This window comes from Vineibacter terrae (assembly GCF_008039615.1).
Lineage (GTDB): Bacteria > Pseudomonadota > Alphaproteobacteria > Reyranellales > Reyranellaceae > Vineibacter > Vineibacter terrae.
Genome location: NZ_VDUZ01000062.1, coordinates 12,262 through 35,693, shown reverse-complemented (window position 1 = coordinate 35,693; position 23,432 = coordinate 12,262). Strand labels below are relative to the sequence as shown.

Below are 23,432 nucleotides of genomic sequence, written 5' to 3'. Positions count from 1 at the left end.
AAGCACGAAGTACCGGCGTGACGCCGCCGGTTGGGGAGGACAGCTGATGAAGACTGATCATGCCACCATCCGCCGCCGCACGGCGCTGGCCGCGCTGGGCGGCGCGCTTGCGGCTCCCTTGGTGGCACGCGCCCAGGATGCATGGCCGACGCGGCCGGTGCGCTACATCAACCCGTTCCCGGCCGGCGGCGCCACCGACACCCTGTCGCGGCTCTATTGTCAGAAGATGACGGAGCTGACCGGCCAGCAGTTCGTCGTCGAGAACCGCGGCGGCTCGGGCGGCGATGTCGGTGTCGACGTCGTCGCCAAGGCGGCGCCCGACGGCTACACGATCGGCCTGGGCGGCATCGCCTCGCACGCGATCTCGCCGACCTTGAAGAAGGGCCAGCTGACCTTCGATCCCGAGAAGGACTTCACCTTCGTCACCAATCTCTGGTGGCTGCCCAACATGCTGGTGGCCAACCTGGACCTGCCGGCCAGGACGGTGCCGGAGCTGATCGCGCTCCTGAAGAAGAACCCCGGCAAGTACTCCTACGCCTCGGCCGGCAATGGCACGACGCTGCATCTCTCGGGCGAGCTCTTCAAGCAGCTGGCCGAGGTCGACATGCTGCATGTGCCCTACCGCGGCGCGGCGCCGGCCATGGTCGACCTGATGGCCGGCCAGGTGCACATGATCTTCGACAACATCCCGGGCGCGCTGGCGCAGTACCGGCCGGGCAAGGTGCGCGGCTTCGCCGTCACCAGCCTGCAGCGCAGCGCCGCCGCCCCCGATATCCCGACCCTGGCCGAGTTCCTGCCCGGCTTCGATATCCGCTCCTGGACCTGCCTGGTGGGCCCGGCGAAGCTGCCGGGCCCGGTCGTGGAGCGCATGTCGGCCGTCAGCCGGAAGGCGCTCGAAAGCCCCGACCTGGTCAAGGCCTATATCGACCTCGGCGCCACCGCGTGGTGGTCGACGCCGCAAGATGTCACCGCCTACCGCGCCAGCGAGGAGGCGCGGCTGGCCGGGATCATCCGAAAGGCGGGCGCCAAGGTCGATTAAGCAGAATCCTCCCCGACGAAGTTGGGGAGGTGGCCCGAAGGGCCGGAGGGGAGCCGACGTGGTCTCTTGGTCAGCACCACGAGCGCTCCCCATCCGGCCCTTCGGGCCACCTTCCCGGCAAAGTGAGGAAGGGTATATGTGCCTAACTCATTGATCTTCCAGTAATATCGCCGTTTGACTTCATGGCGGCGATGCGTATAGTCGCGCCTCCTTCCGGAGAACGTGGATGGATGCCGCAAGGCATCGTTCCCGCCCGGGCGCAGCCGCGCCCGATCACGGCCTATCCGGACATACATGGCTAAGGAAGACCGAGCGTGAGCAAGCGCGAGAATTCGAAGTACAAGATCAACCGCCGCCTGGGCGTGAACCTGTGGGGCCGGCCCAAGAGCCCCATCAACAAGCGTGAGACCCGCCCCGGCCAGCATGGCGCCAAGCGCACCAAGCCGACCGACTTCGGCAAGCAGCTGATGGCCAAGCAGCGGATCAAGGGCTACTACGGCAACGTCAGCGAGCGCCAGATGCGCCGCTACTACCAGGAAGCCATCCGCCGCAAGGGCGACACCGGCGAGAACCTGATCGGCCTGCTCGAGCGCCGGCTGGATGCGGTCATCTACCGCATGAAGTTCGCGGCCACCGTGTTCGCCGCGCGCCAGCTCGTCAGCCACCGCCACGTCAAGGTCAACGGCCGGCGCGTCAACATCGCCTCCTATCAGGTGCGCGACAACGACACGATCGAGCTCACCGCCTCGGCCAAGCAGCTCACCGTCGTGCTGGAGGCCACCCAGCTCGCCGAGCGCGACGTGCCGGGCTATGTCGAGGTCGACCACAAGGACATGAAGGGCAAGTTCCTGCGCACCCCGAGCCTCTCGGACGTGCCCTACCCGGTGCAGATGGAACCCTCGATGGTGGTCGAGTTCTACAGCCGCTAAGCCTGTAGCTTCATGGTGAGCCTGTCGAACCATGAAGCGACCCTCGGTGTTCCGTGCGAGGCCTTCATGGTTCGACAAGCTCACCATGAAGGCTATTGGGCAGGGTATCAGCCGCTCTCAAGAACAGCTTCATGGTGAGCTTGTCGAACCATGAAGCGCCGCACGGTCGGTCCGTGCGAGGCCTTCGTGGTTCGACGAGCTCACCATGAAGGCCATTTGGCAGGGTATCAGCCGCTCTCAAGAACAGCTTCATGGTGAGCCTGTCGAACCATGAAGCGCCGCACGGTTGGTCCGTGCGAGGCCTTCGTGGTTCGACGAGCTCACCATGAAGGCCATTGGGCAGGGGTATCAGCCGCTCTCAAGAACAGCTTCATGGTGAGCCTGTCGAACCATGAAGCGACGCCCGGTGTTCCGTGCGAGGCCTTCATGGTTCGACAAGCTCACCATGAAGGCTATTGGGCGCTTCGGGACCGCGCCAGCTGCTTGAGCCTTTCCCAGTCACCGGCGATCAGCGCTTCCTTCTTCGCGCGTGACCACTTCTTGATCTGGCGCTCGGAGGCGATCGCGTCCGTCACCCTCTGGAACTCCTCCGACCAGACGAGTTCGACGGGACGTCGCTTGTAGGTATAGCCCTCGTACTTTCCAGCGTTGTGCTCGGCGATGCGCTGCTCAAGGTCAATCTGCGCAACGCCGACGTAGTAGCTCGCGTCGGCGCAGCGCACCATGTAGACCCAGAATGGCATCGGAGATCTCAGGATAGCTTCATGGTGAGCTTGTCGAACCATGAAGCGGGGCGCACCACGGTTCGTGCGTAGCCTTCATGGTTCGACAGGCTCACCATGAAGGCTACGTCCTGCTATTACTGCGGCGCCGACGGCTTCTCGCCGCCGGTGGCGGGCTTGTCGGCGGCGGCCGGCTTCTTGTCGGCCATCATCTTGCCGGTCATGGGCACGAAATAGACGCCGACATCCTTGCGCGAGTGGACCTTGCCGTCCTCGTCCTTGGTGAAGACGTAGAGGAACTGCTCGCGCTTGAAGGGCTGGCCCATCGGGATGACCATGCGCCCGCCAGGCTTGAGCTGGGCCAGCAGCGGCGGCGGCACGAACTGGGCGGCGCAGGTCACCATGATCAGGTCGAAGCCGCCGGTCTCCTCCGGCCAGCCGAAGAAGCCGTCGCCGATGCGGGTCTGCACATTGTCGTAGCCCAGCGGCGCGAAGATGCGGCCGACCTCCTTGCCCAGCGGCTCGACGATCTCGATCGAGCAGGCCTTCTTCACGATGCGCGATAGCACCGAGATCTGGAAGCCCGAGCCGGTGCCGACCTCCAGCGCCACGCTGTCGGCCGTCGGCTTGCACAGCTGCGTCATGTAGGCCTGGCCGCGATAATCCGACAGCGCCGAGCCGAAGCCGATGCGCCAGGGCTTGGACGTCTGCTCGTAGGCGACGGTGGCGAAGGCCGAGCGGGCCGCGAAATCGTAGTGGTAGAACTCGCGCGGCACCTCGTCGAAGGCGCGCAGCACGTTGGGGTCGGCCTCGCCGAAATGCGCCTTGAGCACGCTCTCGATCGTGGCCAGCGCGCCCCTGCGCCGGCCGCGCACCACATCGAACTGCTCGCGGGTCAGCGTCGTGGGCCGGTCGCAGGCCTTCATTGCCGCGAGATAGGAGTCGTAGCCCCAGCCCTTGGCGGGCGGCGCGGGCACCGCGGCGGCCATGCCGGGCAGCAGGCTGCCGGCCGTCGCCAGCGACGAAAGCATGAAGGAGCGTCGATGCATCGGGGCGGGACTCATCTCGGAAGCCGGTCGGCCGGCATTGTTGTAGACCACCATGACGTGGGGTCTTTATACCATCAAACCGCAGCATCTTGAAGTCCCAGAGGACCGTCCTGGCCTGCCCAGCCCATGTACGGGTGCTCGGGTTGGGCGTACGATCACGCCGGACATGCTGGCGCTGGGGGGATTCGATGGACCTGCCGCTGACCGGAATCGATGTCTATGCCCTGCCGCCGGAGCAGGGCGAGTGGGTGCTGCGCCGGCAGCTTGCCGCCGCCTACCGCCTGGTCGACCAGCTCGGCTGGACCGAGTTGATCTACGGCCATCTCACGGCGCGCGTGCCGGGCGACAAGCTGCATTTCCTGATCAATCCCTACGGCCTGAACTATGACGAGGTCACCGCCTCGAACCTGGTGAAGATCGATGTCGACGGCACCGCCGTCGAGCCGACCAACTATCCCGTGAACCATGCCGGCTTCGTGATCCACTCGGCGATCCACATGGCCAATGCCGCGCGCCACAAGGTGGTGATGCACACCCACACGCGCGCCGGCATGGCCGTCTGCGCGCTGGAGGAGGGATTGCTGCCGATCTCGATGGTGTCGACCGGCTTCACCGGCCGTCTGTCCAGCCACGACTACGAAGGACCCAGCCTCGATCTCGACGAGCGGTCGCGGCTGCAGGCCGATCTCGGCGACAACCAGGCGATGCTGCTGCGCAACCACGGCCTGCTGGTGACCGGCAGCAGCGTGCCCGAGGCGTTCCTGCGCCTGTGGCGCCTGGAGCGCGCCTGCCAGATCCAGATCGATGCCGCCGCCGCCGGCCGCCTGCGCGTGCTCGACGATCAGGCGGCACGCCGCTCGGGCGCCGACATGGATGCGTTCTCGCAGCGCGAATCGAAAATCGGGATCGGCGACCTCGAGTTCGCCGCCCTGCTGCGCAAGCTCGACAAGACCGATCCGCACTGGCGGCACTGACACCCGAACCGGCCCCCTCCGGCTAGATGGCAGGGCGATGCATGTCTCCTCGCCCCGCGAGAGCGGGGAGAGGAAGGGGCCCATGCCGAAGGCATGGGAAGGTGAGGGGTGGGAACGATCAAGCCATGCGGCAAAAACAGGGACTGATCGCTCGTACCCCTCACCGTCCCATCGCTTCGCGATGGGCCCCTCCCTCTCCCCGCTGCCGCGGGGCGAGGGGTGAACGGCAGCATATGCGATAGCCCTCGGCTAGACGGGGAGGAAGAGGGGAGCGACACGATGAGCGACACGGAACCACCGGTCAGCCGGCGCGACCTGCTGACCCTGATCGGCACGCTGGCCGGCAGCGCCGTGATGTACCAGGCGATGGCGAGCCTGGGCTTCGCGGCCGACTCGCCGCACAAGGGGCCGCTCAAGCTCGACGGCGATCCCAGAGGCGCATCGGTGCTTATCCTGGGCGCCGGCCTGGCCGGCCTGACCGCGGCGCTGGAGCTGCGCAAGGCAGGCTACAAGGTCCAGGTGCTGGAGTATGCCGACCGCATCGGCGGCCGCTGCTGGAGCCTGCGCGGCGGCGACCGCTACACCGAGCTGGGCGGCGCCGAGCAGCGCTGCGACTTCGACAAGGACCTCTACCTCAATCCCGGTCCGTGGCGGATCCCCTATCACCATTACGCGCTTCTCGACTACTGCCATCGCCTGGGCGTGGCGCTCGAGCCTTTCGTGCAGGTGAACTACAACGCCTGGCTGCACGGCCAGCGCGCCTTCGGCGGCCAGAAGCAGCGCCTGCGCCATGTGCTGTCCGACTTCCACGGCCATGTCGCCGAGCTGCTCGGCAAGGCCGTCAGCCAGGACAAGCTCGACGACATGGTCTCGCGCGAGGACAAGGAGATCCTGCTGGAGGCGCTGCGTCGCTGGGGCGCGCTGAACCAGAACTTCACCTACCGGGCCAGCCTGCGCACCAGCGACCGGCGCGGCTATGCCCGCGACCCGGGCGGCGGACTGTCGGCGGAGCCGGAGGTGTCGCAGCCCGTCGGGCTGGGCGACCTCCTGAAATCGGGCCTGTGGCGCTATCTGGCGACCGGCAATCTCTACGAGTTCCACACCACCTTGCTCCAGCCGGTCGGCGGCATGGACATGATCGCCAAGGCCTTCGCCCGCGCGGTGGGCGACGACGTCATCCAGCTCAACGCCAAGGTCACCTCGATCCGACAGGATGACGGGCAGGTCACCGTCCGCTACCGGGACAGCAGGACGGGCGACAACCCGCGGACCGCGAGCGCGCAGTGGTGCATCTGCACCATCCCGCTGTCGATCCTCAGCCAGATGGAGATCAATGTCGGCGCCGCGATGGCCGATGCCATCAGCGCCGTGCCCTATGGCTCCGCGATCAAGATCGGCCTGCAGTTCAAGCGCCGCTTCTGGGAGCAGGACGACGCGATCTACGGCGGCATCAGCTACACCGACCTGCCGATCGGGCTGATCGGCTATCCCAACCACGGCTACGGCGATCGCGGCAAGGCCGTGGTGCTGGGCGCCTATGTCTTCGACGCGCCCTTCGCCTACGAGTTCACCGCGCTGCCGCCGGCCGAGCGGGTCAGGAAGGCGGTCGAGTGGGGTGCGCAGATCCACCCGCAATACCGCGACGAGTTCGACAGCGGCATGGCCGTGGCGTGGCACCGCGTGCCGGGCACGCTCGGCTGCTACGGGCAGTGGAGCGATGCGGCGCGCAAGATCCACTACCAGAACCTGTGCCAGATCGATGGCCGCATCGCGCTTGCCGGCGAGCACGCCTCCTACCTGCCGGCCTGGCAGGAGGGCGCCGTGCTGTCCGCCATCGACACGGTCACGCGCCTGCACCAGCGCGTGATGGCAAGCCGGTAGGAGACCCACCATGCCGCGCGTCGTTCCACCGGTATCCTCGGCGCTGCTGGCGCTCGTCCTGGCATCGGACGCCATGGCCCAGCCGTCCGACGGCACCTTCGCCAGCAACCAGCGCTTCCTGCCAAAGGATGGCGAGGTGCTGTTCCGCAGCATCTGCCAGGGCTGCCATATGCCTGAGGGGCAGGGCGCCACCGGCGCCGGCAAGTACCCGGCGCTGGCGCGCAACGAGAAGCTGGAAGCCAGCGGCTATCCGGTCTTTGTCGTCCTCAACGGCCTGCGGGGCATGCCGCCCTTCGGCCCGTACCTCGACGACGAGCAGGTTGCCGCCGTCGTCAACTACGTGCGCAGCCATTTGGGCAACGACTACCAGGACAAGGTATCGCCCGACGATGTAAAGGCGGTGCGATAGCGCTCACCTCCTGCGAGGACAGACATGACCATCGCCCCGTTCGCCAGGACCGCCGTCGTCGCCGCCATGCTGTGCGGCGCGCTGCCCGCCGTCGCGCAGGACATCACGCGGCACAAGATCCCGAGCTCGGATTTTCCGATCGCGCTCGCTGTCGAGGTGCCGGCCGGCAAGACCACGGTCTATGTCAGCGGCGCGGTGCCGCCGGTGGCCGACGACAAGGCGGCCCGCAACACGGTCGCCGCCTATGGCGACACCAGGACCCAGACGGTCGGCGTGCTGAAGGCCATCGAAGGGACGCTGAAGCGGCTTGGCCTGTCGATGCGCGACGTCGTGAAGATGCAGGTGTTCCTGGTCGGCGATCCGGCCAAGGGCGGCATGGACTTCGCCGGCTTCATGGACGGCTACAAGCAGTTCTTCGGCACCGCCGAGCAGCCCAACCTGCCGGCGCGCTCGGTGATGCAGGTCGCCGGCCTGGTCAATCCCGGCTGGCTGGTCGAGATCGAGGTGACCGCCGTGCGGCCGTGATTCCTTCTCCCGCTTGCGGGAGAAGGTGGCCGCCGCGACGCGGCGGCCGGATGAGGGCGTCCGGACTCGACGCCGATCACCTCGACTTGTGCCCCTCACCCTCCCATCGCGCTGCGCGCGACGGGCCCCTCCCTCTCCCGCATGCGGGAGAGGGAGCAATCACGCCAGCCGTATCACGCCGTCGGCGTTGATGCGCAGCGCGGCGCCGTCCGGGATCCTGGCCTGCGCGTCGGCGGGCAGGCGGTACAGCGGGATCGTCGGCCAGCTCATCTCGCGGGCAACGACAATGCCCAGCCCGAGGATGGCATCGATGCGGCCCAGCACCACGGCGGCGGGCGCGCGGCCGGTGCGCAGCAGCTCCAGCATCACGGCGCTGGACGACGAGGATCCGCGCGGCTCGGCCACCAGCAGCACACGGCCGGCCAGGGCTTCGCCATGATGGGCGGTGGCGGGGTCGCTCAGCCGGCCGGTGGCCGGGTCGACGCCGCCCCAGAAGCTCAGGGTATCGATCTTCAGCGCGCGCCCCGCCGCGGCGCCGCGCTGCACCACATCGGCGCGCGCGACGGGGAAGGCCAGGACCCGGCTGCCGCTCATCGCCACAGCGCCTCGTCGCGCACCAGGCGGCCGGCCACCGCCGTCTCGACGACGTCCGACAGCGAGCCGTAGACGACGTCGTAGCCCGTGTTGGGGCGACTGTAGTGAGCGAACTTGCCGGAGTTCGTCAGCAGCACGCCGCCGCCCGGCGGCAGGATGGGCGTCACCACCACGCAGGTGTCGGCGACCACCGTGACGTTGGCGGCCTTGACCTCGTCCATCAGGCCGAACTCTTCCAGCTTGTCGATGGTGTGCCGGCCGGTGCAGGCATAGAACGGCAGCCGGCTGCGCCGTCCGTCCAGCAGCCGCAGCAGCCGCCAGAACTCGTCGACCGACAGATGCGGGCTGCCGATGGCGATGGCATCGATCGCAGCGCCGCGCGCCGGCTCGGCCGTCGACAGCCGGTCGCGCGCGGCGTGCAGCATCGCGCCGGTCAGCCGGATCGTCCCGGCCGGCGGCGCGCCGCCGAAGGCGGTCGCGATGTCGGGCGCCTCGGGCGTGGTGCCGATGATGTGGAACAGGCCGACGGCGCCGGTCGTGGCCGCGGCGGCGCACAGCGCCTTCAGCCGGTCGTCGGACAGCCCGGCGGGCAGGCCGTCGATGGCGGCGATCGTGGCGCCGGCGGTGGCGCCCAGCCAGGCGCCGAGCACGGGATAGAACGCATCCTCCGCCATCAGGCGCGGATCGAGGCCGCCCGTGTCGATCAGCAGCGTGGCGCGGCGGTTCTCGTCGCGGTGCAGGCCGGTGTCGGGCGCGCGTCCCGCCAGCGCGGCGCAGATGTCGAGATAGTCGCCGTAGCGTTCGCTGCGGGCGCCCAACACCGAATTGCAGAAGGCGACGGCATTGCTTTCGCCCCAGGCGACATGCGTGCCCGGCGCCGGCCGGTGGCCGGCCTGGTAGGGCGCGCAGGTCCAGGTCGGCCGGCAGCCGAGATCCATGTAGGCGTCCATCATGCGCCGGGCCATGGCGGCCTGGTGGGCCTCCAGGCGCGCCCGTTCGGGATGCAGCAGGTCCAGCGCGCCGACATTGAGCGTCGTCGGCACCCGTACCCGGCCGTCGCCGGCGACGAGCCGCTCTGCGAACAGCGTGCCGGAATCGCCATGGTACAGGCAGCCGTCGATATGCGCCGACTCGATCGGCACCAGGCGCTCGGCGCCCAGCATGCGGGCAGCCTCGGCCACAATCCGCAGTGCCAGCGCCGCTGCAGGTCCCTCGCGACCGTCACGCAGCGCCTGCTCCTCGGCGGTAAGCTGTACCATGTGCCGACTATGGCCTCGGTCATGCGCCGGGGGCAATTGTCAAACCGTCCCGCGGCCGGCATGGTGCCGGCCGCATCGCATTTTTTCCTACAGGCGGAGAGTACCATCATGTCCGGTGCGCTGGATGGCGTCCTGGTGATTTCGGTCGAGCAGGCTGTCGCGGCGCCCTATTGCGCAGCCCGCCTGGCCGACGCCGGCGCGCGGGTGATCAAGATCGAGCGGCCCGAGGGCGATTTCGCGCGCGGCTACGATCATCACGTGCATGGCCAGAGCGCCTATTTCGTCTTCCTCAATCGCGGCAAGGAGTCGGTCTGCCTCGACTTCAAGCAGCCCGGCGACCTGGCGCTTTTGCAGCGCATGATCGCCAAGGCCGACGTGCTGATCCAGAACCTGGCGCCGGGCGCCGCGTCGCGCGCCGGCTTCGGCGCCGCCGATATGCGCGCCCGCCACCCGCGGCTGATCACGGTCGACATCTCCGGCTACGGCGATTTCGGTCCCTACCGCGAAAGGCGGGCCTACGATCTCCTGGTGCAGGCCGAATCGGGCCTGGCCTCGATCACCGGCTCGCCGCACGCGCCCGGCCGCGTCGGCATCTCGGCCACCGATATCGGCACTGGCATGTACGCTCATGCCGCCATCCTGGAGGCGCTGCTGGCGCGGGCGCGCACCGGGCAGGGCCGGCATATCGACGTGTCGCTGTTCTCGTCGATGGCCGAGTGGATGGCGATTCCGCTGATGTCGTGGGAATACGATTCCTACGACTGGCCGCGGCTGGGGCTGACGCATCCCTTCATCGCGCCCTACGGCATCTACCCGACGGGCGACGAGGTGCCGATCCTGATCTCGATCCAGAACGACAAGGAGTGGCTGCGCCTGTGCACCGGCGTGCTCGACCGGCCCGACATGGTGAAGGATCCGCGCTTCGCCACCAATGCCGCCCGCAACGCCGTGCGCGACGAGACCAATGCCATCGTGAGCGAGGTCTTCCGCCGCCACACCTGGGACACCATCACCGCCAGGCTCGACGCGGCGCAGATCGCCTATGCCCGCGTCAGCGCGCTGCGCGATCTGGCGACGCACCCGCAGGTGCGGCGCACGACCATCGCGACCGACCAGGGCATGGTCTCGCTGCCGTCCCTGGCCGCCACGGTCGACGGCGCTGTCCAGCCCCTGGCCAAGGTCCCCGCCCTGGGCGAGCACACCGCCAAGGTCCGCGCCGAGTTCGCGGCGTGAGCTCTCCCCCCCGCTTCGCGGGCGGCGGGGGGAGACCATGATCGCGCTGCGTCTGGCCTCATACGGCGCCGCTTATTTCTTCGTTGCCGGCGTCGGCATGAGCTACTGGTCGGTGTGGCTGCAGTCGCACGGCGCCGATGCAGCCCAGATCGGCACGATCTACATGAGCCGGCAGCTGGTCACGGTCGTGGCCACCCTGGCCATCGGCTGGCTGGCGCATCGCATGGCGCGCCAGCGGCCGCTGATGCTGGCGCTGCTGGCCGCGGCCGTGGCGGCGCTGGCGGCGCAGGAATGGGCCTACGGCTTCTGGCCGCTGTGGCTGGCGACGCTGGTGTGGGGCGCGACCTGGCATCCGCTGCTGTCGCTGGGCGAGGGCGTGGCCGTCAACGCCACGCGCCAGCACGGCCTCGACTATGGCCGCGTGCGCGTCTGGGGCTCTGTGGCCTTCATCGCCGGCGCCGTCGCGGCCGGCACCGCGGTGGCCGGCATCGGCGTGCCCTGGGTGCTCTACCTGTCGCTGATCGGCGCGCTGCTGCTGGCGCCCTGCATCCTGTGGCTGCCGATGCCGGCGCGGCCGGACCCGCCGTCGGCAAGCGCGCCGCCGCGGGCGGTTGCGGCGCGCGACCTGCTGCGGCAGCCGGCCTTCGTGCTGTTCCTGATCGCGGTGGGCTGCACGCAGGCCAGCCACGCCGTCGTCTACAGCTTCGGCACCATCGCCTGGCGCGCGGCCGGCATCAGCGACGGCATGATCAGCGTGCTCTGGGCCGAGGGCATCCTGGCCGAGATCGCGCTGTTCTTCTTCGCCGCCGCGGTGACGGCGCGCCTGGGCGCGGTGCGCATGATGCTGCTGGGCGCCGGTGCCGGCATCGTGCGCTGGACCCTGATGCCGGTGTTGGGCGAATCGCTGCCGGCGCTGCTGGTGCTGCAGGCGCTGCACGGCCTCACGTTCGGCGCCACGCATCTGGCGGCGATGACGTTCCTGCAGCGTGCGGTGCCGGCCGGCGCCATGACCCTGGCCCAGAGCCTCTACTACGGCCTCGCCAACGGATTGCCGGTGGCGCTGATCTATCAGGTGTCGGGCGTGCTCTACGAGCGGGTCGGCACGCAGGCCTACCTGGCGATGACGGTGCTGACGGTGATCGGGCTCGTCGCGGCGGTCGTCCTGGCGCGACGGTGGCAGGGCGGGCTGCTGATCCGGGAGGCGAAGCCGGTCGCGGCCGGCGGGCGCTGACGGACGCGACGGCCTCAGCGGCGCTCGATCTGGTCGAGATACGCCGACAAACCTTCCAGGCCGCGGTCCGTCAGCGTGAGCAGCACCCGTCGCCGGTCGGACCGGTCGTTCTCGCGCTGCACCAGGCCGTCAGTGATCAGCTGTGTGACGCGCCTCTTGGCGTTGGTCGTCGGCAGGCCCGAGGCGACGCACAGGCTGGTCAGGTATGTCTGCCGGCCCTCGAGATGCGACAGCATGAGGTCGAGCAGCATCGTCCAGCCCGGATCGCTCAATGCGCTGCCGCCGAAGATGCGGGCGCGCACCTTGTGCTCGCGCAGCATGGCGCGGATCCGCTCCGATCTTTCCGGCGCCACGGCTCGCATGGCGGTGGACGGCCCGACTGTCACCGGCCGCCGCGCGGCCAGCTTTTGGGCGTGCGGAAATTCTTCGCGGCCCAACCGCGGCGGGACGTCATCGATGGCAGGGACGCTGAGCGATGCTCGCGCGCGTGATCGGGGAGGCTTGAGGTGAGCACGCGACGGCACCGAACCAGACTCACACGAACCGTTTCCCTTGCATATCCAGGGATGTGCCAGGGCACCACTGCCGCAGATACTATGACGATAACAAGTGGTGCCAGCGCCATTTCGTCCGGTTTCGGTTGTATTTTTTCCTCCGTGGAAATGATGGCGGCCGCCATCGGATCCTTGATAGGACCGCTGCCGCAGAAGATCTTCCAATCGTTCTTGGCCGGTGCAGCATGCCCTCTCCAGGTAGGATTCTGGAGTGTGCAAATACAGCAGCCTGCAATGCTGTCGATTGCATCATGCTTTGCGTCGTCAACGCCCTGTAGGCCGCAGGTTGGAAACGAAGAATCCTTTTGCCACAGGCTTTGTCTGTCGCCGGGGCGGCGCGCGCCGTGAAGACGGTGGCGCCGTCAGCTGGTAAGGATCCGCCGCGAAATTGTCGAATCGATCGGGCGGTAAGAACGCCAGGATGGAATCGAGATATGGCTGCCGTGGGCGGTGCGATGGCGATATGTTGGATGGGTGATCGATATTGCCCGCCTTCAAGCGCAGTTTGCGCGGATCGAGCCGTTCCTCGACGAGCGCGGGCGCCGGTTGTATGCGGCGAACGAGGCGATCGCGTTTGGGTATGGCGGCGTGACGGCGGTGCAGCGGCGACGGGGATCGCGCGCAGCACGATCAATCGGGGTATTGCCGAGCTGAAGACGGCGAGCAACGCGCTTGGTCGGCGGGTGCGTCGTGGCGGCGCCGGGCGCAAGAGGGCGGTGGAGCGCCAGCCGGGACTGGTGGCGGCCCTGGAAGGGCTGATCGAGGACGCGATCCGCGGCGATCCGCAGGCTCCCCTGCGCTGGCTGCGGCTCACCCAGCGCAGGGGAGCCAGCGCCACCTTGTGGCGGCCTTGCGCGGGCAAGGCTTCGAGGTGAGCCAGAAGCTGGTCGGGCTTTTGCTGCGCGAGCTGAAGTACAGCTGTCAGGCGAACCGCAAGACCCGGGAGGGAACCAACCATCCCGACCGCGACGCGCAGTTCGCGCACATCAATGCCGTGGTGAAGGCGACGATCGTCGCCGGCGAGCCGGCGATCTCGGTCGACACCAAGAAGAAGGAGTTGGTCGGCGATTTCAAGAATGGCGGTCGCGAGCTGCGTCGGGCCGGCGATCCCGAGGCGGTGCGGGTTCACGACTTCGAGATCAAGAGCTTGGGCAAGGGTCGCCCCTTATGGGGTCTACGACATCGCCGCCAATGCCGGCTGGATCAATGTTGGGATCGATGCCGATACCGCGGCCTTCGCGGTCGAGAGCATCCGGCGCTGGTGGCAGCGGCTGGGCACGGCGCGCTATCCCCGGGCCCGGCGCCTCACCATCACCGCCGACTGCGGCAGCAGCAACGGTGTGTGCGTCCGCCTCTGGAAGCGCGAGCTGCAGCGCTTTGCCGACGAGACCGGGCTGGCCGTGACGGTCGCTCATCTGCCGCCCGGCACCAGCAAGTGGAACAAGATCGAGCATCGCCTCTTCGCCTACATCTCGCAGAATTGGCGCGGCAAGCCGCTCGTCAGCCATCAGGTCATCATCCAGCTGATCAGTGCCACAACCACCGCGACCGGCCTCACCGTCGCCTGCGACATCGACCGCGGCCGCTACCCCAAAGGCATCGAGGTCAGCGACGCCGAGATGGCCACCCTCAACCTCCAGCACCATGCCTTCCACGGCGACTGGAACTAGATCATCGCGCCACGGCAGCGACCCCCACCTTGACGCGTTCGTTTCGCGTCAGACCCTAAGCGTAAGCGTTGTTCCGGCACCACAGGCCGGCCGCGGGCCTACGCGGCAGCCGAGACAGCGCGGGTGGCTTTGAGAGGGGCCGCGTAAGCCCAGGGCAGCAGCTCGTCGACGTCGGCCAGGCGCCGCGGATGAGCGAGCTTGCCGAAGAGCCAGGCGAGATAGGCCTCGGGGTCGATGGCGTTGAGCTTGCAGGTCTCAATGAGCGGCACAAGGATGACCCAGGGCTCGGCGCCGCCGTCGCTGCCGGCGAAGAGATGATGCCCAATGCCTCCTTGAGGACCGGCATCATCGGAAATCAGACAGGCCTAAGCCAAGGTGGGCTCACAACAGCGCTTACCAACAATCCGCTCTATCGCGAGAGCAAGGCCTCTCTGCACATTGATCGCGTGCGCCGCGCCATCCGCCGCGGCGAGCGCGAGGCCGGCATCGTGCGAGATCCGAAAACCGGCCGCGCAAAGATCGAGGGGGAGAAAGGCGGCGCCACTCTCGACGGCAAAGTCTGGCATCAGCACCCTCCAGCCTTCGCCACATCGCCACCCGGCTCAACAAGCGCCTGCTATAGCAGGCGCACATTCTCAAGAGAGCGGACCTATGAGCCTGAAAACCACCACCACCACCACCACCACGCTGGCGCGGTCGGGCAGGCCTGGTTCAAGGAGATCGCCCGAAAGCTATCTCGGCGGCGAAGTTCGCAAGTCCGGTCCGATCAGCGCGCCCAAACTTGAACTCCTGCCGTTATAGAGCTCGCGACAACCCGTACTTTCCGCCATTTCTGCGGCCCGGCTCATGGTCTAATCACGATCGACTTCCTGTGCGCGCGACCGCGTGGAACGAGTAGAGGCGGAAATTCCCCAATGCGAGCAGCACACGGCCGATCTTGGTTGGCAGCTGTGATACAATCGCCCCGCTGACAGAGGGGGTACCGATCAATCCATGAACTGGCGAGTCGGCTTTTTCCGGCTCTGGCTGATCGTCAGCCTTTGCCTTGTCGGCTTCAGCCTGTGGGGGGGTCGCGACGTACCCGGGTGGTCCGATGTGTTCGAGTCCACCCAGCAACGGGCCATGGCTTGGTGCGACGCGCTCCACGACAGCAAGGCAGATTTCAACACGTGGGCTGATTGCGCCATCGACAAGGAAGCCCAGTATATCGATGCCCGATGGACATTCATCTGGTACGTCATCACCCGCACGCTCACCCTTCCCGTGATCCTGCTGGTAGGGGGATGGCTGGTCGGCGTTACCAGCCGGCTGGATCATCAAAGGCTTCAGGCGGCCATCGGCGCCGGCTTGGTACCAGCGCCTTTCAGCGTCGCAACTCCCGCAAGCTGAAGCCGACGAGGCAAAGACTGATGGTTCGACCGGATCAACCGGCCACAGTCATCAGCGCCTGAAGTAGTAGGCCGGCAGCGACATCGCCGCGACCGCACGCGACTGATCAAAGAGCGGCCTAACCGCCATGGGAGAAAGTGCGGGCAGTCGCGGCCCAGCCCGTGGTTCCGACCACGATGGTGTCACCATTCCGCACATGCGTGACAGTGCCTGTGATGACGCGCGGCTCTGCTGCCGCAGCGGCGATGAAGGCAACGGCGCTGGCGGCAACAGGGTGTGGATGGCGACGGATCGGACGAACCGCATCGGCGGCTACCTTCGGTCATGCCTTGTCATATGGCAGCAACTGAACGCCTTCGCCGTACTGCATCGCCATCGCTTGTCCTTGGTCCACTGAACTTCATCAGCGTGGGGGCGCCAGAAATCCTCTCGGACCTCTAACCACATACTTCATGGGACACCCCTGCTAGCGACGAGTGACGAGCGAAGGTACTGCATCAGGATCACGCCGGAAAAGCGCCATGGAGCATGCCCCGGATCGGTGCAGCGTCGATCGTTGGAATTGGTCCACGGCTGGCTGATTGACTAACTGATGATCCGCACCAGCGCGATCAGCACTAGGTCATCAATGCCAAGGGATGAGTGAACAGCGCGCGGTCCACCGTCACGAGCTTCAGGTTTTCGACCTGGCATTGAGCCAGCAGGAGGCGATCAAACGGATCGCGGGTATCCGGTTCGGGGACAGCAGCAACGACCACGTGGCTCGTCTGGATCGGCAGGATGGAAATCCCGAGCGCGTCGAGATACCCGGCGATGTCCTGGAGCGGCATGCCAGGGTCCAACTTTCCAAGCCGAGTCTTGATCGCAGCTTCCCAGAGGCTGGCGACGCTGACAAAGCCCGTGATCGATGGATCGGCGAGGCGGCGCGCGATGTCGGGATGCTGCTTTCCCAGGCTCCGCCGCAGCAGTCCCAGGACAACATGCGTATCAAGAAGGACTCTCATCGAGGGCGGGGCAGCTTGCGGAGAAGAAAGTCCTCCGGAAGCGGCGCATCGAAATCCTCCGCGATGAAGGGCACCGGGCTCTTGATCCCCTTCGCCCTCAGATAAGCCTCGCCGGCGGCGAGGTTCAAGCCGCCGCGCTTGCTGTGTGGCACGAGATCGAAGACCGGCCGGCCATTGCGGGTAACGACAATCGTCTCGCCGCGTTCCACCTCGCGGGCCAGCTCGGTCAGGCGGTTCTTGGCATCGCGAATGGACACGGTCCTCATGGTCATGATTGTGGCCACATGTGGCTACATTGTCAAGTGGTCCACGTGAGGCGGTGCGCACGCCGTGAAGACGATGGCGCCGCCAGCTGGTAAGGGTAGGCGATGTCCTTCCTTGACCATATCGCGCGCTGCAACGCGCATGACCTCTCGCAGTTTCAGCCCTGGCTGATTGGCGCGGCGCGCGCCGGCTGGGTGCATCGCGATTTTGCCGCCGTCCTGGGCAGGCGGCCGGATCTCTTCACCCCGGGCGCCGACTTCTGGCATCTGTCCGAGGCTCTGTCGGCGCCGCAGCGGCGCACGGAAGCGGTCGGCGCCTTCCTGCGCGATCTGGCACGCGAGGGCTGGTTCTCCGCCTGGCGCGACGAGCGCTACCCGGTGACGCCCGACCTGAAGCGGCCGGCGCTGATGGCGATGGAGCGCGCGGCGGTGCCGTATTTCGGCGTGCGTGCTTTCGGCGTGCACCTCACCGGCTATGTCCGCCGCGCCGATGGCCTGCATGTCTGGGTGCCGCGCCGGGCGCGCGACAAGCCGACCTATCCCGGCATGCTCGACAACACCGTGGCCGGCGGCCATCCCGAGGGCCTGGGCCTGCTGCAGAACGTGGTCAAGGAATGCTTCGAGGAGGCCTCGATCCCGGTCGGGATCGCGCGGCAGGCGAAGGCCGTCGGCGCCATCACCTACTGCCACCAGTCAGGCATGGAGCTGAAGCCCGACGTGCAATACGTCTTCGACCTGGAGCTGCCCGAAGGCTTCATCTGCCGCAGCAACGACGGCGAGGCCGAATCCTTCGAGCTGTGGCCGGTCGCCGACGTGATCGCGCGCGTGCGCGACACGTTCGATTTCAAGTACAACTGCAACCTGGTGCTGATCGACTTCTTCGTGCGCCACGGCCTGATCGCCGCCGACGATCCCGACTATTTCGCCATCGTCGCCGGCCTGCGGCGCCACCCGTTCGGACCCGGCGACGCGCCGGGCTGACAGCAAGGCGGCAGTGCGCTCGCCTGCAGCGCCAGGAAGGCAAACCACAGAGACACAGCGCAGCTCTGGCCGCAACCAAATGCGGGGAAAGCGCTTCATGGTGAGCCTGTCGAACCATGAAGCGGCGCACCACTGCCCGTGCGACGCCTTCATGGTTCGACTCGGTGAATGCTTCGCATTCACCTGTGCTCACCATGAAGGCTACAAAAATCATCGCGGCTTGCGAAGATTCTTGAGGTCAGTAGTACAGAGACACAGAGATCACACAGTGTGACGCGCCACCAGGTGGCGCGTCACCAGCGTCTGATCCCGCCACCATGCGCCGCTTCGACCCTTGTGGTCAAAGTTGGCGACTACGGGACGAGCGCGCCCTGGGTCTCCACGTAGGTGGCATAGACCGAGGTGCTGCCGCAGATGAACAGCCGGTTCCGCTTCGGTCCGCCGAAGCACAGGTTGGCGCAGGTCTCCGGAATGTGGATTTTGCCGATGAGATCGCCTGTCGGGGCATAGATGCGGACCCCATCCTCCTTCGGATCGGCCCATCCCATGCTGCACCAGACATTGCCGTCGACATCGATTCGCACGCCGTCGGTGAAGCCCGGCGCGAAGTTCTCGGCGAAGACCTTGTCGGCCGTCACCTTGCCGGTGCCGATGTCCACGTCCAGGACGCGCATGTTGGAGCGGCCGCCATGGGTGAGGCCGGTGTCGATGACGTAGAGCTTCTTCTCGTCCGGCGCGAAGGCAAGCCCATTGGGCTTGTCGAAGCTGTCGATCACGATCGACGCCTTGCCGGTCTTGCCGTCGACGCGGTAGACGCGCGGCGGCTGTTCGGATGTGTCCTTGTGACCTTCGTAGAACCCGAAGATCCCGTAGCCCGGATCGGTGAACCAGATCGAGTCGTCGGAGGCCACGACGACATCGTTGGGGGCGTTCAGCTTCTTGCCGTCGAAGCTGTCCATCAGCACCGTGATCGTGCCGTCATGCTCGGTGCGGACGAGGCGGCGCGAATCGTGCTCGCAGCTCAGCAGCCGGCCCTGGCGATCGCGCGTATTGCCGTTGGTGTAGTTCGACGGCTGGCGAAAGATGCTGAGATGCCCGTCCTCCTCGTTCCAGCGCATCATGCGGTTGTTGGGGATGTCGCTCCAGATCAGGCAGCGATAGTCGCGGACGTAGACCGGGCCCTCGGCCCATCGGAATCCGGTGGCGATCCGTTCGATGGCGGCATTGCCGACCTTGGCCTTGAACCGCTTGTCGAGCACCTCGACGCGAGGGTCGGGGTAGCGCCAGTTTGGAAGATCGCCGAGCGGAAGCGTGTCCGCCTGTGCGGTCCTGACCATGAAGCCGGCAGCAGCCGCGGCCGTGCCCGCCAGGAAAGCGCGTCGTTCCATCGCCTGTTCCTCCCTTGATTGGATGGCTTGGGTTGCCAACAGCCAGACGCCGCCCGGCCTCAGGACCGGACGACACGCAAGCGTGCTCAGGTAGCCCGTACGCGATCGGGGCAAACATCCGTGCGACCGCGCCCCGGATGACATTTTCACGGATGAACGCAGCCGCAGACTGGACCGTTTCAGGTTTCCCGGCAAGGTTAGGGATCAACCGGAGGACAACCATGAGCAGCCGGCAGCGGAGAGGGACAGGCATGACGTACATGAAGCCCGTGGCAACGACTCCCTTCGGCCGCTTCGTCGGGCGTCGTGATGGCGATCTCGACGTCTTCCGTGGCGTGCCCTACGCCCAAGCCCCGGTCGGGCCGCGCCGTTTTGCCCGGCCCGAGCCGCTGCCGCTGTCGGACGAGACCGTCGACGCCGGCGCCGACGGCCCGATTCCGCCGCAGCTGCCCTCGCGGCTGGAGATCGCCATGGGGCCCAGCGCCGGCACCCAGGGCGAGGATTGCCTGAGCCTCACGGTCTGGGCGCCCGCCGACCTCGGCGGCGAGAAGGTGCCGGTGCTGGTGTGGTTCCACGGCGGCGCCTTCATGAGCGGTGCCGGGTCGCTGCCGTGGTATGCCGGCGCGGCGCTGGCGCGCACCGGCCGCGTCGTCGTGGTGTCGGTCAACAGCCGGCTGGGGGCGCTGGGCTATCTGCGGCTGGCCGGCGTCAGCGACGGCAATCTCGGCCTGCACGATCAGCGCGCCAGCCTGCGCTGGGTGCAGCGCTGCATCGCCGCGTTCGGCGGCGATCCCGACTCGGTGTGCATCGCCGGCCAGTCGGCGGGCGCCTTCGCGGTGCTGGCGCTGGTCGTGTCGGAGGAGGGGCGCTCGCTGTTCCGGCGCGCCATCCTGCAAAGCGGCCCCTACGGGCTCGAGCCCGAGCCGCCGGCACGCGCCGAGGAGCGCGGCCGCATCTTTGCCGATGCGCTGGGCGTCAGGCCGCAGGCCGAGGCCTTGCGTGCCGTGCCGGTCGACAGGCTGCTGGTGTCGGCGCGCGCCGTGGCGCAGCATTTCGCGCGCGGCCCCGGCGATTCGACGCCGCCCTTCGTGCCCTGCCTGGACGGCGATCTGCTGAAGGCGCCGCTGCTGGAAGCGACGGCGGCCGGCGCGGCGTCGTGGTGCCCCATGATCGTGGGCTACACGCGCGAGGAGTGCAGCGTCTTCTCGGCCATCGATCCTGCCTTCAAGGCCATGACCCGCGACCAGCTGCGCGCGGCCCTGCACGCCGAGTTCGGCGACAGGGCCGAGGCCCTGATGGCCGAATACGAGGCGCTGCGCGGCTACCGCGATGCCGGCGCGCTGCATGCCGATGCCGCCAGCGACCGTCGCTTCATCGCGCCCGCCCTGGCGCTGGCGCGACATCAGGCCCGGGCCGGCCGTGCCGCCTTCGTCTACCAGTTCAACTGGCCGTCGCCGGCCACCGACTTCGGCGCCAGCCACTGCATCGAGCTGCCGTTCCTGTTCGGCGCCCGCGAGGCATGGGCGCAGGCCCCGATGTTCCGCGGCGCGACGGATGCCGACTACGGCCACATCAGCCGTACCATGCGCGCCTACTGGGCCGGCTTCGCCCGCACCGGCGATCCGAATGCCGGCGGCCTGCTGGCCTGGCCGCGATACGAGGAGCCGGCGCGTCAGACCATGACGTTCGACCGCTACATCGCGCCGATGAGCGATCCGGCCGGCAGCACCTGGCGAACCTTGCTGCGCGCGTCGTGATGCATGCCGCAGCTACATTTATTGCAACAGACGTTATGATGCGAGCCGGCGAGGAAGGCGGACATGGGTCCAGGGGCACGACGCGCGGCAGGATTTCGACTGACGAAGGATGATCGATATGGGATTCATTGAGAACAAGCTTGGTTCAAACGTACAGCCCATACGCGTCGACTTCGGCCGCGTTTCGGTCTTCATGGGCGCCAAGAACGGGAAATATCCAGACGGAAACCAGGTGCTCATCCGCGGCTCGGACACCCGCGCGGCCTTCGACACGCCGGTCGTCTCGAATTTCATCGGACCTGAGTTCGACGCCACTGAACTGGTGATCATGGGCCACGTCCACGAGGACCATATGGCTGGCCTGCACCGCCTGCCCGATGCGCCTGTCCACGTGCACAAGGCCGATCTGCCGGCGGCCCGTAGCTGGGATGGGCTGCTTGCCGCCTTCGGTGTGACTGATGAGGCTCGTGCCCAGGATATGCTGACCCAATTCCGGCGCGACTTCTTCTACGCACCGCGGCCCGACGCACAGGGTTACGAGGATGGTGCGTCCTGGGACCTCGGGCAGGTGCAGGTTCGCGCCTTCCACATGCCCGGCCACACCCCTGGCCACTGTGTTCTGCTCGTCGAGCCGCAGGGCGTGGTTTTCATCGGCGACATCGATCTGACCGGCTTCGGGCCTTACTACGGCGACGCATCCTCGAGCCTGCACGACTTCCGCCGCACCTTGGCGCGGCTGCCCGACGTCCCGGCCAAGGTATGGGTCACGTCTCACCACCGCGGCATCTATACCGATCGCGAGCGCTTCATGCGTGATCTCGCCGCCTTTGCGGCCAAGATCGACGAACGCGAGCAGCGCCTTCTGGCGCTCCTGGGCGAAGCGCCGAGGACACTTGAGCAGTTGGCCGAGCAGCGGCTGCTCTACCCGCCGAACTTCGATAGTCCGTGGGTGAAGGCATCCGAAATGCGGACGATTTCGCAGCATCTCGCCGAGCTCCTCGCCGACGGGCGGGTGCACGCGGACGAGCAAGGCATCTATCGGCTTGGATAGCCCAAGCTGCTTTCACTTCACACAACACGAAACAAGCTGCGTGCCCCGGTCGAGGAAGATGGGGCGCCTCGCCTCTGGGTGAGGACTGAAACAAAGCCGCCGCCGTATCGCTGTGCGCACTGACAAAGAGAGAAGAAGAACGATGCCCTTGCTGCAAGTCCTGCGTCCCGCGCTGCCGATCCTGATCGGTGCTTCCGTCATGCTGACGCTGAGCATGGGGTTGCGGCAGAGCCTGGGCATCTTCATGCAGCCGCTGACCCGCGACATTCAGATCTCGGTGTCCGATTTCACGCTGGCGGTTGCGGTCCAGAATCTCACCTGGGGATTTCTGCAGCCATTCGCCGGCGCCCTGGTGGCGCGGTACGGCTTTCGTCCGCTCATGCTGATCGGCTCGCTGCTCTATATCGCGGGGCTTGCCCTGATGGCGAGCGCGCACGGCGTCGTGAGCGTCATGGTCGGCGGCGGCGTGCTGATCGGCGCCTCGCTCACCTGCACGGCGACGGCAGTCTCGATGTCGGTGGCCGCGCGCGCGGTGCCGGAGACGGTGCGCTCGACCGTGCTCGGCATCGTTTCGGCCATGGGCTCGCTGGGCGCGCTGGTGTCGGCGCCGATCGGCCAGGTGCTCAGCGAAGGCTTTGGCTGGCGCGTAGGCCTTGCCGGCTTCGTCGCCCTGTCGCTGCTGATGATCCCCGCTGCCTGGTACGCCGGTCGCATCGACAGCAATCCGATGCCGAAGCCCACGGCCAACGATATCGGCGACGTCACGGCGGCGACGGTCGTGAAGACCGCGTTCGGCAACATCTCCTTCGTGGTGATGAGCTGCGCCTTCATGGTCTGCGGCATGCAGCTCGTGTTCCTCACCACGCACCTGCCGTCCTATCTGGAGATCTGCGGCCTCGATCCGATGCTGAGCGCGCAGACGCTCGGCATGATCGGCGGCTTCAACGTGCTGGGCTCGCTGTTCTTCGGCTGGGCCGGCCAGCGCTGGAACAAGCTTGCGCTGCTGGGCTCGATCTACATCCTGCGGTCGCTGACGATCGCCTGGTACTTCATGCTGCCGGCGACACCCGGGTCCACGCTGCTGTTCGGCGCCCTCATGGGCTTCCTCTGGATGGGCGTGAGCCCGCTGACGGCAGGTGCGGTTGTCGAGATGTTCGGGCTGCGCTGGCAGGCGATGATCCAGGGGCTCTCCTTCATGATTCACCAGCTCGGCAGCTTCCTCGGCGCCTATGGGGGAGGGCTGCTCTACGACGCGCTCGGCTCCTACACGATGGCCTGGCGCATCGGCGTCGCGCTGGGGCTGGCCGGCGGCATCATCCAGATCACGTTCGCGCTGATCCGCCCGTCGCAGCCGCCGCCAGTGCTGAGAGCTGCATAGTGGTCCCTGCGCATATGTCGCAACGCCCTGCCGCCCTCCTTTCTGTCATCCCGAGCGCAGCGAGGGATCTCCCGCGAATGGCGCACCGTGCGCCTTGCCGCGGGAGATCCCTCGCTGCGCTCGGGATGACGGCAGAGCCGTATGCCAGAATC

Annotated in this window: 24 protein-coding genes and 1 pseudogene; 15 read left to right on the top strand and 10 right to left on the bottom strand. The window is 67.2% G+C overall.

Going from position 1 to position 23,432, the window contains the following annotated elements:
- The first annotated feature begins 46 nt into the window (after window positions 1-46).
- Together FHP25_RS35380 and rpsD are read left to right on the top strand one after the other, a co-directional pair.
- Window positions 47-1,039 (top strand): Bug family tripartite tricarboxylate transporter substrate binding protein, encoded by a 993-nt coding sequence (locus tag FHP25_RS35380; RefSeq protein WP_147851708.1) that lies wholly within the window; start codon window positions 47-49, stop codon window positions 1,037-1,039.
- A 314-nt stretch (window positions 1,040-1,353) separates the two neighbouring features.
- A complete protein-coding gene (gene rpsD, locus FHP25_RS35375; protein ID WP_147851707.1) occupies window positions 1,354-1,968 on the top strand; it encodes a 30S ribosomal protein S4 in 615 nt (204 codons plus the stop codon).
- 452 nt (window positions 1,969-2,420) lie between these two features.
- Here rpsD and FHP25_RS35370 read toward each other — a convergent pair whose 3' ends face one another.
- Window positions 2,421-2,711, bottom strand: coding sequence for a GIY-YIG nuclease family protein (locus FHP25_RS35370; RefSeq protein ID WP_147851706.1), 291 nt, complete (start codon window positions 2,709-2,711; stop codon window positions 2,421-2,423).
- Window positions 2,712-2,827: 116 nt separating this feature from the next.
- Window positions 2,828-3,739, bottom strand: coding sequence for a protein-L-isoaspartate O-methyltransferase family protein (locus FHP25_RS35365; protein WP_218578836.1), 912 nt, complete (start codon window positions 3,737-3,739; stop codon window positions 2,828-2,830).
- Between the two features lie 188 nt (window positions 3,740-3,927).
- On the opposite strand from FHP25_RS35365, the gene FHP25_RS35360 reads away from it, so the two are divergent.
- From FHP25_RS35360 to FHP25_RS35345, 4 genes are all read left to right on the top strand, one after another.
- The gene (locus FHP25_RS35360; protein WP_147851704.1) at window positions 3,928-4,713 is read left to right on the top strand and encodes a class II aldolase/adducin family protein; all 786 of its coding nucleotides are present in this window, start codon (window positions 3,928-3,930) and stop codon (window positions 4,711-4,713) included.
- 279 nt (window positions 4,714-4,992) lie between these two features.
- Window positions 4,993-6,594: an NAD(P)/FAD-dependent oxidoreductase gene (locus FHP25_RS35355; protein ID WP_147851703.1), complete on the top strand. Its 1,602-nt coding sequence runs from the start codon at window positions 4,993-4,995 to the stop codon at window positions 6,592-6,594.
- Between the two features lie 10 nt (window positions 6,595-6,604).
- Window positions 6,605-7,003: a c-type cytochrome gene (locus FHP25_RS35350; RefSeq protein WP_147851702.1), complete on the top strand. Its 399-nt coding sequence runs from the start codon at window positions 6,605-6,607 to the stop codon at window positions 7,001-7,003.
- Between the two features lie 24 nt (window positions 7,004-7,027).
- On the top strand, window positions 7,028-7,528 hold the full coding sequence (locus FHP25_RS35345) for a RidA family protein (RefSeq protein WP_147851701.1): 501 nt from the start codon (window positions 7,028-7,030) through the stop codon (window positions 7,526-7,528).
- Window positions 7,529-7,687: 159 nt separating this feature from the next.
- Here FHP25_RS35345 and FHP25_RS35340 read toward each other — a convergent pair whose 3' ends face one another.
- Together FHP25_RS35340 and FHP25_RS35335 are read right to left on the bottom strand one after the other, a co-directional pair.
- Entirely contained in the window at window positions 7,688-8,122 is a 435-nt protein-coding gene (locus FHP25_RS35340; protein ID WP_147851700.1) for an aconitase X swivel domain-containing protein, read from the bottom strand.
- On the bottom strand, window positions 8,119-9,381 hold the full coding sequence (locus FHP25_RS35335) for an aconitase X (RefSeq protein ID WP_147851699.1): 1,263 nt from the start codon (window positions 9,379-9,381) through the stop codon (window positions 8,119-8,121). Before FHP25_RS35335 ends, FHP25_RS35340 begins: the two co-directional genes overlap by 4 nt.
- A gap of 108 nt (window positions 9,382-9,489) precedes the next feature.
- On the opposite strand from FHP25_RS35335, the gene FHP25_RS35330 reads away from it, so the two are divergent.
- Both FHP25_RS35330 and FHP25_RS35325 read left to right on the top strand, forming a co-directional pair.
- Window positions 9,490-10,614, top strand: a complete 1,125-nt coding sequence (locus tag FHP25_RS35330; RefSeq protein ID WP_147851698.1) for a CaiB/BaiF CoA transferase family protein — start codon at window positions 9,490-9,492, stop codon at window positions 10,612-10,614.
- A 37-nt stretch (window positions 10,615-10,651) separates the two neighbouring features.
- Window positions 10,652-11,845: an MFS transporter gene (locus FHP25_RS35325; protein WP_147851697.1), complete on the top strand. Its 1,194-nt coding sequence runs from the start codon at window positions 10,652-10,654 to the stop codon at window positions 11,843-11,845.
- Between the two features lie 14 nt (window positions 11,846-11,859).
- On the opposite strand, the gene FHP25_RS35320 is transcribed toward FHP25_RS35325, so the two are convergent.
- Window positions 11,860-12,165, bottom strand: coding sequence for a winged helix DNA-binding protein (locus tag FHP25_RS35320; protein WP_178134036.1), 306 nt, complete (start codon window positions 12,163-12,165; stop codon window positions 11,860-11,862).
- 708 nt (window positions 12,166-12,873) lie between these two features.
- Between FHP25_RS35320 and FHP25_RS35315 the strand changes: the two are divergent.
- Window positions 12,874-14,069: pseudogene (locus FHP25_RS35315) on the top strand (ISAzo13 family transposase).
- Window positions 14,070-14,167: 98 nt separating this feature from the next.
- Here FHP25_RS35315 and FHP25_RS42770 read toward each other — a convergent pair.
- Both FHP25_RS42770 and FHP25_RS42765 read right to left on the bottom strand, forming a co-directional pair.
- Complete coding sequence (locus FHP25_RS42770; protein WP_178134035.1) at window positions 14,168-14,338, bottom strand: transposase domain-containing protein; 171 nt, start codon at window positions 14,336-14,338, stop codon at window positions 14,168-14,170.
- 96 nt (window positions 14,339-14,434) lie between these two features.
- On the bottom strand, window positions 14,435-14,635 hold the full coding sequence (locus FHP25_RS42765) for a hypothetical protein (protein WP_178134034.1): 201 nt from the start codon (window positions 14,633-14,635) through the stop codon (window positions 14,435-14,437).
- A gap of 85 nt (window positions 14,636-14,720) precedes the next feature.
- On the opposite strand from FHP25_RS42765, the gene FHP25_RS42760 reads away from it, so the two are divergent.
- Entirely contained in the window at window positions 14,721-14,870 is a 150-nt protein-coding gene (locus FHP25_RS42760; RefSeq protein WP_178134033.1) for a hypothetical protein, read from the top strand.
- A gap of 192 nt (window positions 14,871-15,062) precedes the next feature.
- Window positions 15,063-15,458 carry a hypothetical protein gene (locus FHP25_RS35305; RefSeq protein ID WP_147851695.1) on the top strand — a complete coding sequence of 132 codons (396 nt, stop codon included), beginning with the start codon at window positions 15,063-15,065 and terminating at the stop codon, window positions 15,456-15,458.
- Between the two features lie 617 nt (window positions 15,459-16,075).
- On the opposite strand, the gene FHP25_RS35300 is transcribed toward FHP25_RS35305, so the two are convergent.
- Both FHP25_RS35300 and FHP25_RS35295 read right to left on the bottom strand, forming a co-directional pair.
- Complete coding sequence (locus tag FHP25_RS35300) at window positions 16,076-16,462, bottom strand: type II toxin-antitoxin system VapC family toxin (RefSeq protein WP_147851694.1); 387 nt, start codon at window positions 16,460-16,462, stop codon at window positions 16,076-16,078.
- Window positions 16,459-16,728 carry a type II toxin-antitoxin system Phd/YefM family antitoxin gene (locus FHP25_RS35295; RefSeq protein ID WP_147851724.1) on the bottom strand — a complete coding sequence of 90 codons (270 nt, stop codon included), beginning with the start codon at window positions 16,726-16,728 and terminating at the stop codon, window positions 16,459-16,461. The genes FHP25_RS35300 and FHP25_RS35295 overlap by 4 nt, the downstream gene beginning before the upstream one ends.
- 102 nt (window positions 16,729-16,830) lie before the next feature.
- On the opposite strand from FHP25_RS35295, the gene FHP25_RS35290 reads away from it, so the two are divergent.
- Window positions 16,831-17,706 (top strand): DUF4743 domain-containing protein, encoded by an 876-nt coding sequence (locus tag FHP25_RS35290; RefSeq protein WP_147851693.1) that lies wholly within the window; start codon window positions 16,831-16,833, stop codon window positions 17,704-17,706.
- 353 nt (window positions 17,707-18,059) lie between these two features.
- Here FHP25_RS35290 and FHP25_RS35285 read toward each other — a convergent pair whose 3' ends face one another.
- Window positions 18,060-19,043, bottom strand: a complete 984-nt coding sequence (locus tag FHP25_RS35285; protein ID WP_147851723.1) for an SMP-30/gluconolactonase/LRE family protein — start codon at window positions 19,041-19,043, stop codon at window positions 18,060-18,062.
- 302 nt (window positions 19,044-19,345) lie between these two features.
- Between FHP25_RS35285 and FHP25_RS35280 the strand changes: the two genes are divergently transcribed.
- From FHP25_RS35280 to FHP25_RS35270, 3 genes are all read left to right on the top strand, one after another.
- Window positions 19,346-20,851, top strand: a complete 1,506-nt coding sequence (locus FHP25_RS35280; RefSeq protein WP_178134032.1) for a carboxylesterase/lipase family protein — start codon at window positions 19,346-19,348, stop codon at window positions 20,849-20,851.
- Window positions 20,852-20,969: 118 nt separating this feature from the next.
- Window positions 20,970-21,902, top strand: coding sequence for an MBL fold metallo-hydrolase (locus tag FHP25_RS35275; RefSeq protein ID WP_147851691.1), 933 nt, complete (start codon window positions 20,970-20,972; stop codon window positions 21,900-21,902).
- A gap of 142 nt (window positions 21,903-22,044) precedes the next feature.
- Entirely contained in the window at window positions 22,045-23,280 is a 1,236-nt protein-coding gene (locus FHP25_RS35270) for an MFS transporter (RefSeq protein ID WP_147851690.1), read from the top strand.
- Window positions 23,281-23,432: the final 152 nt, after the last annotated feature.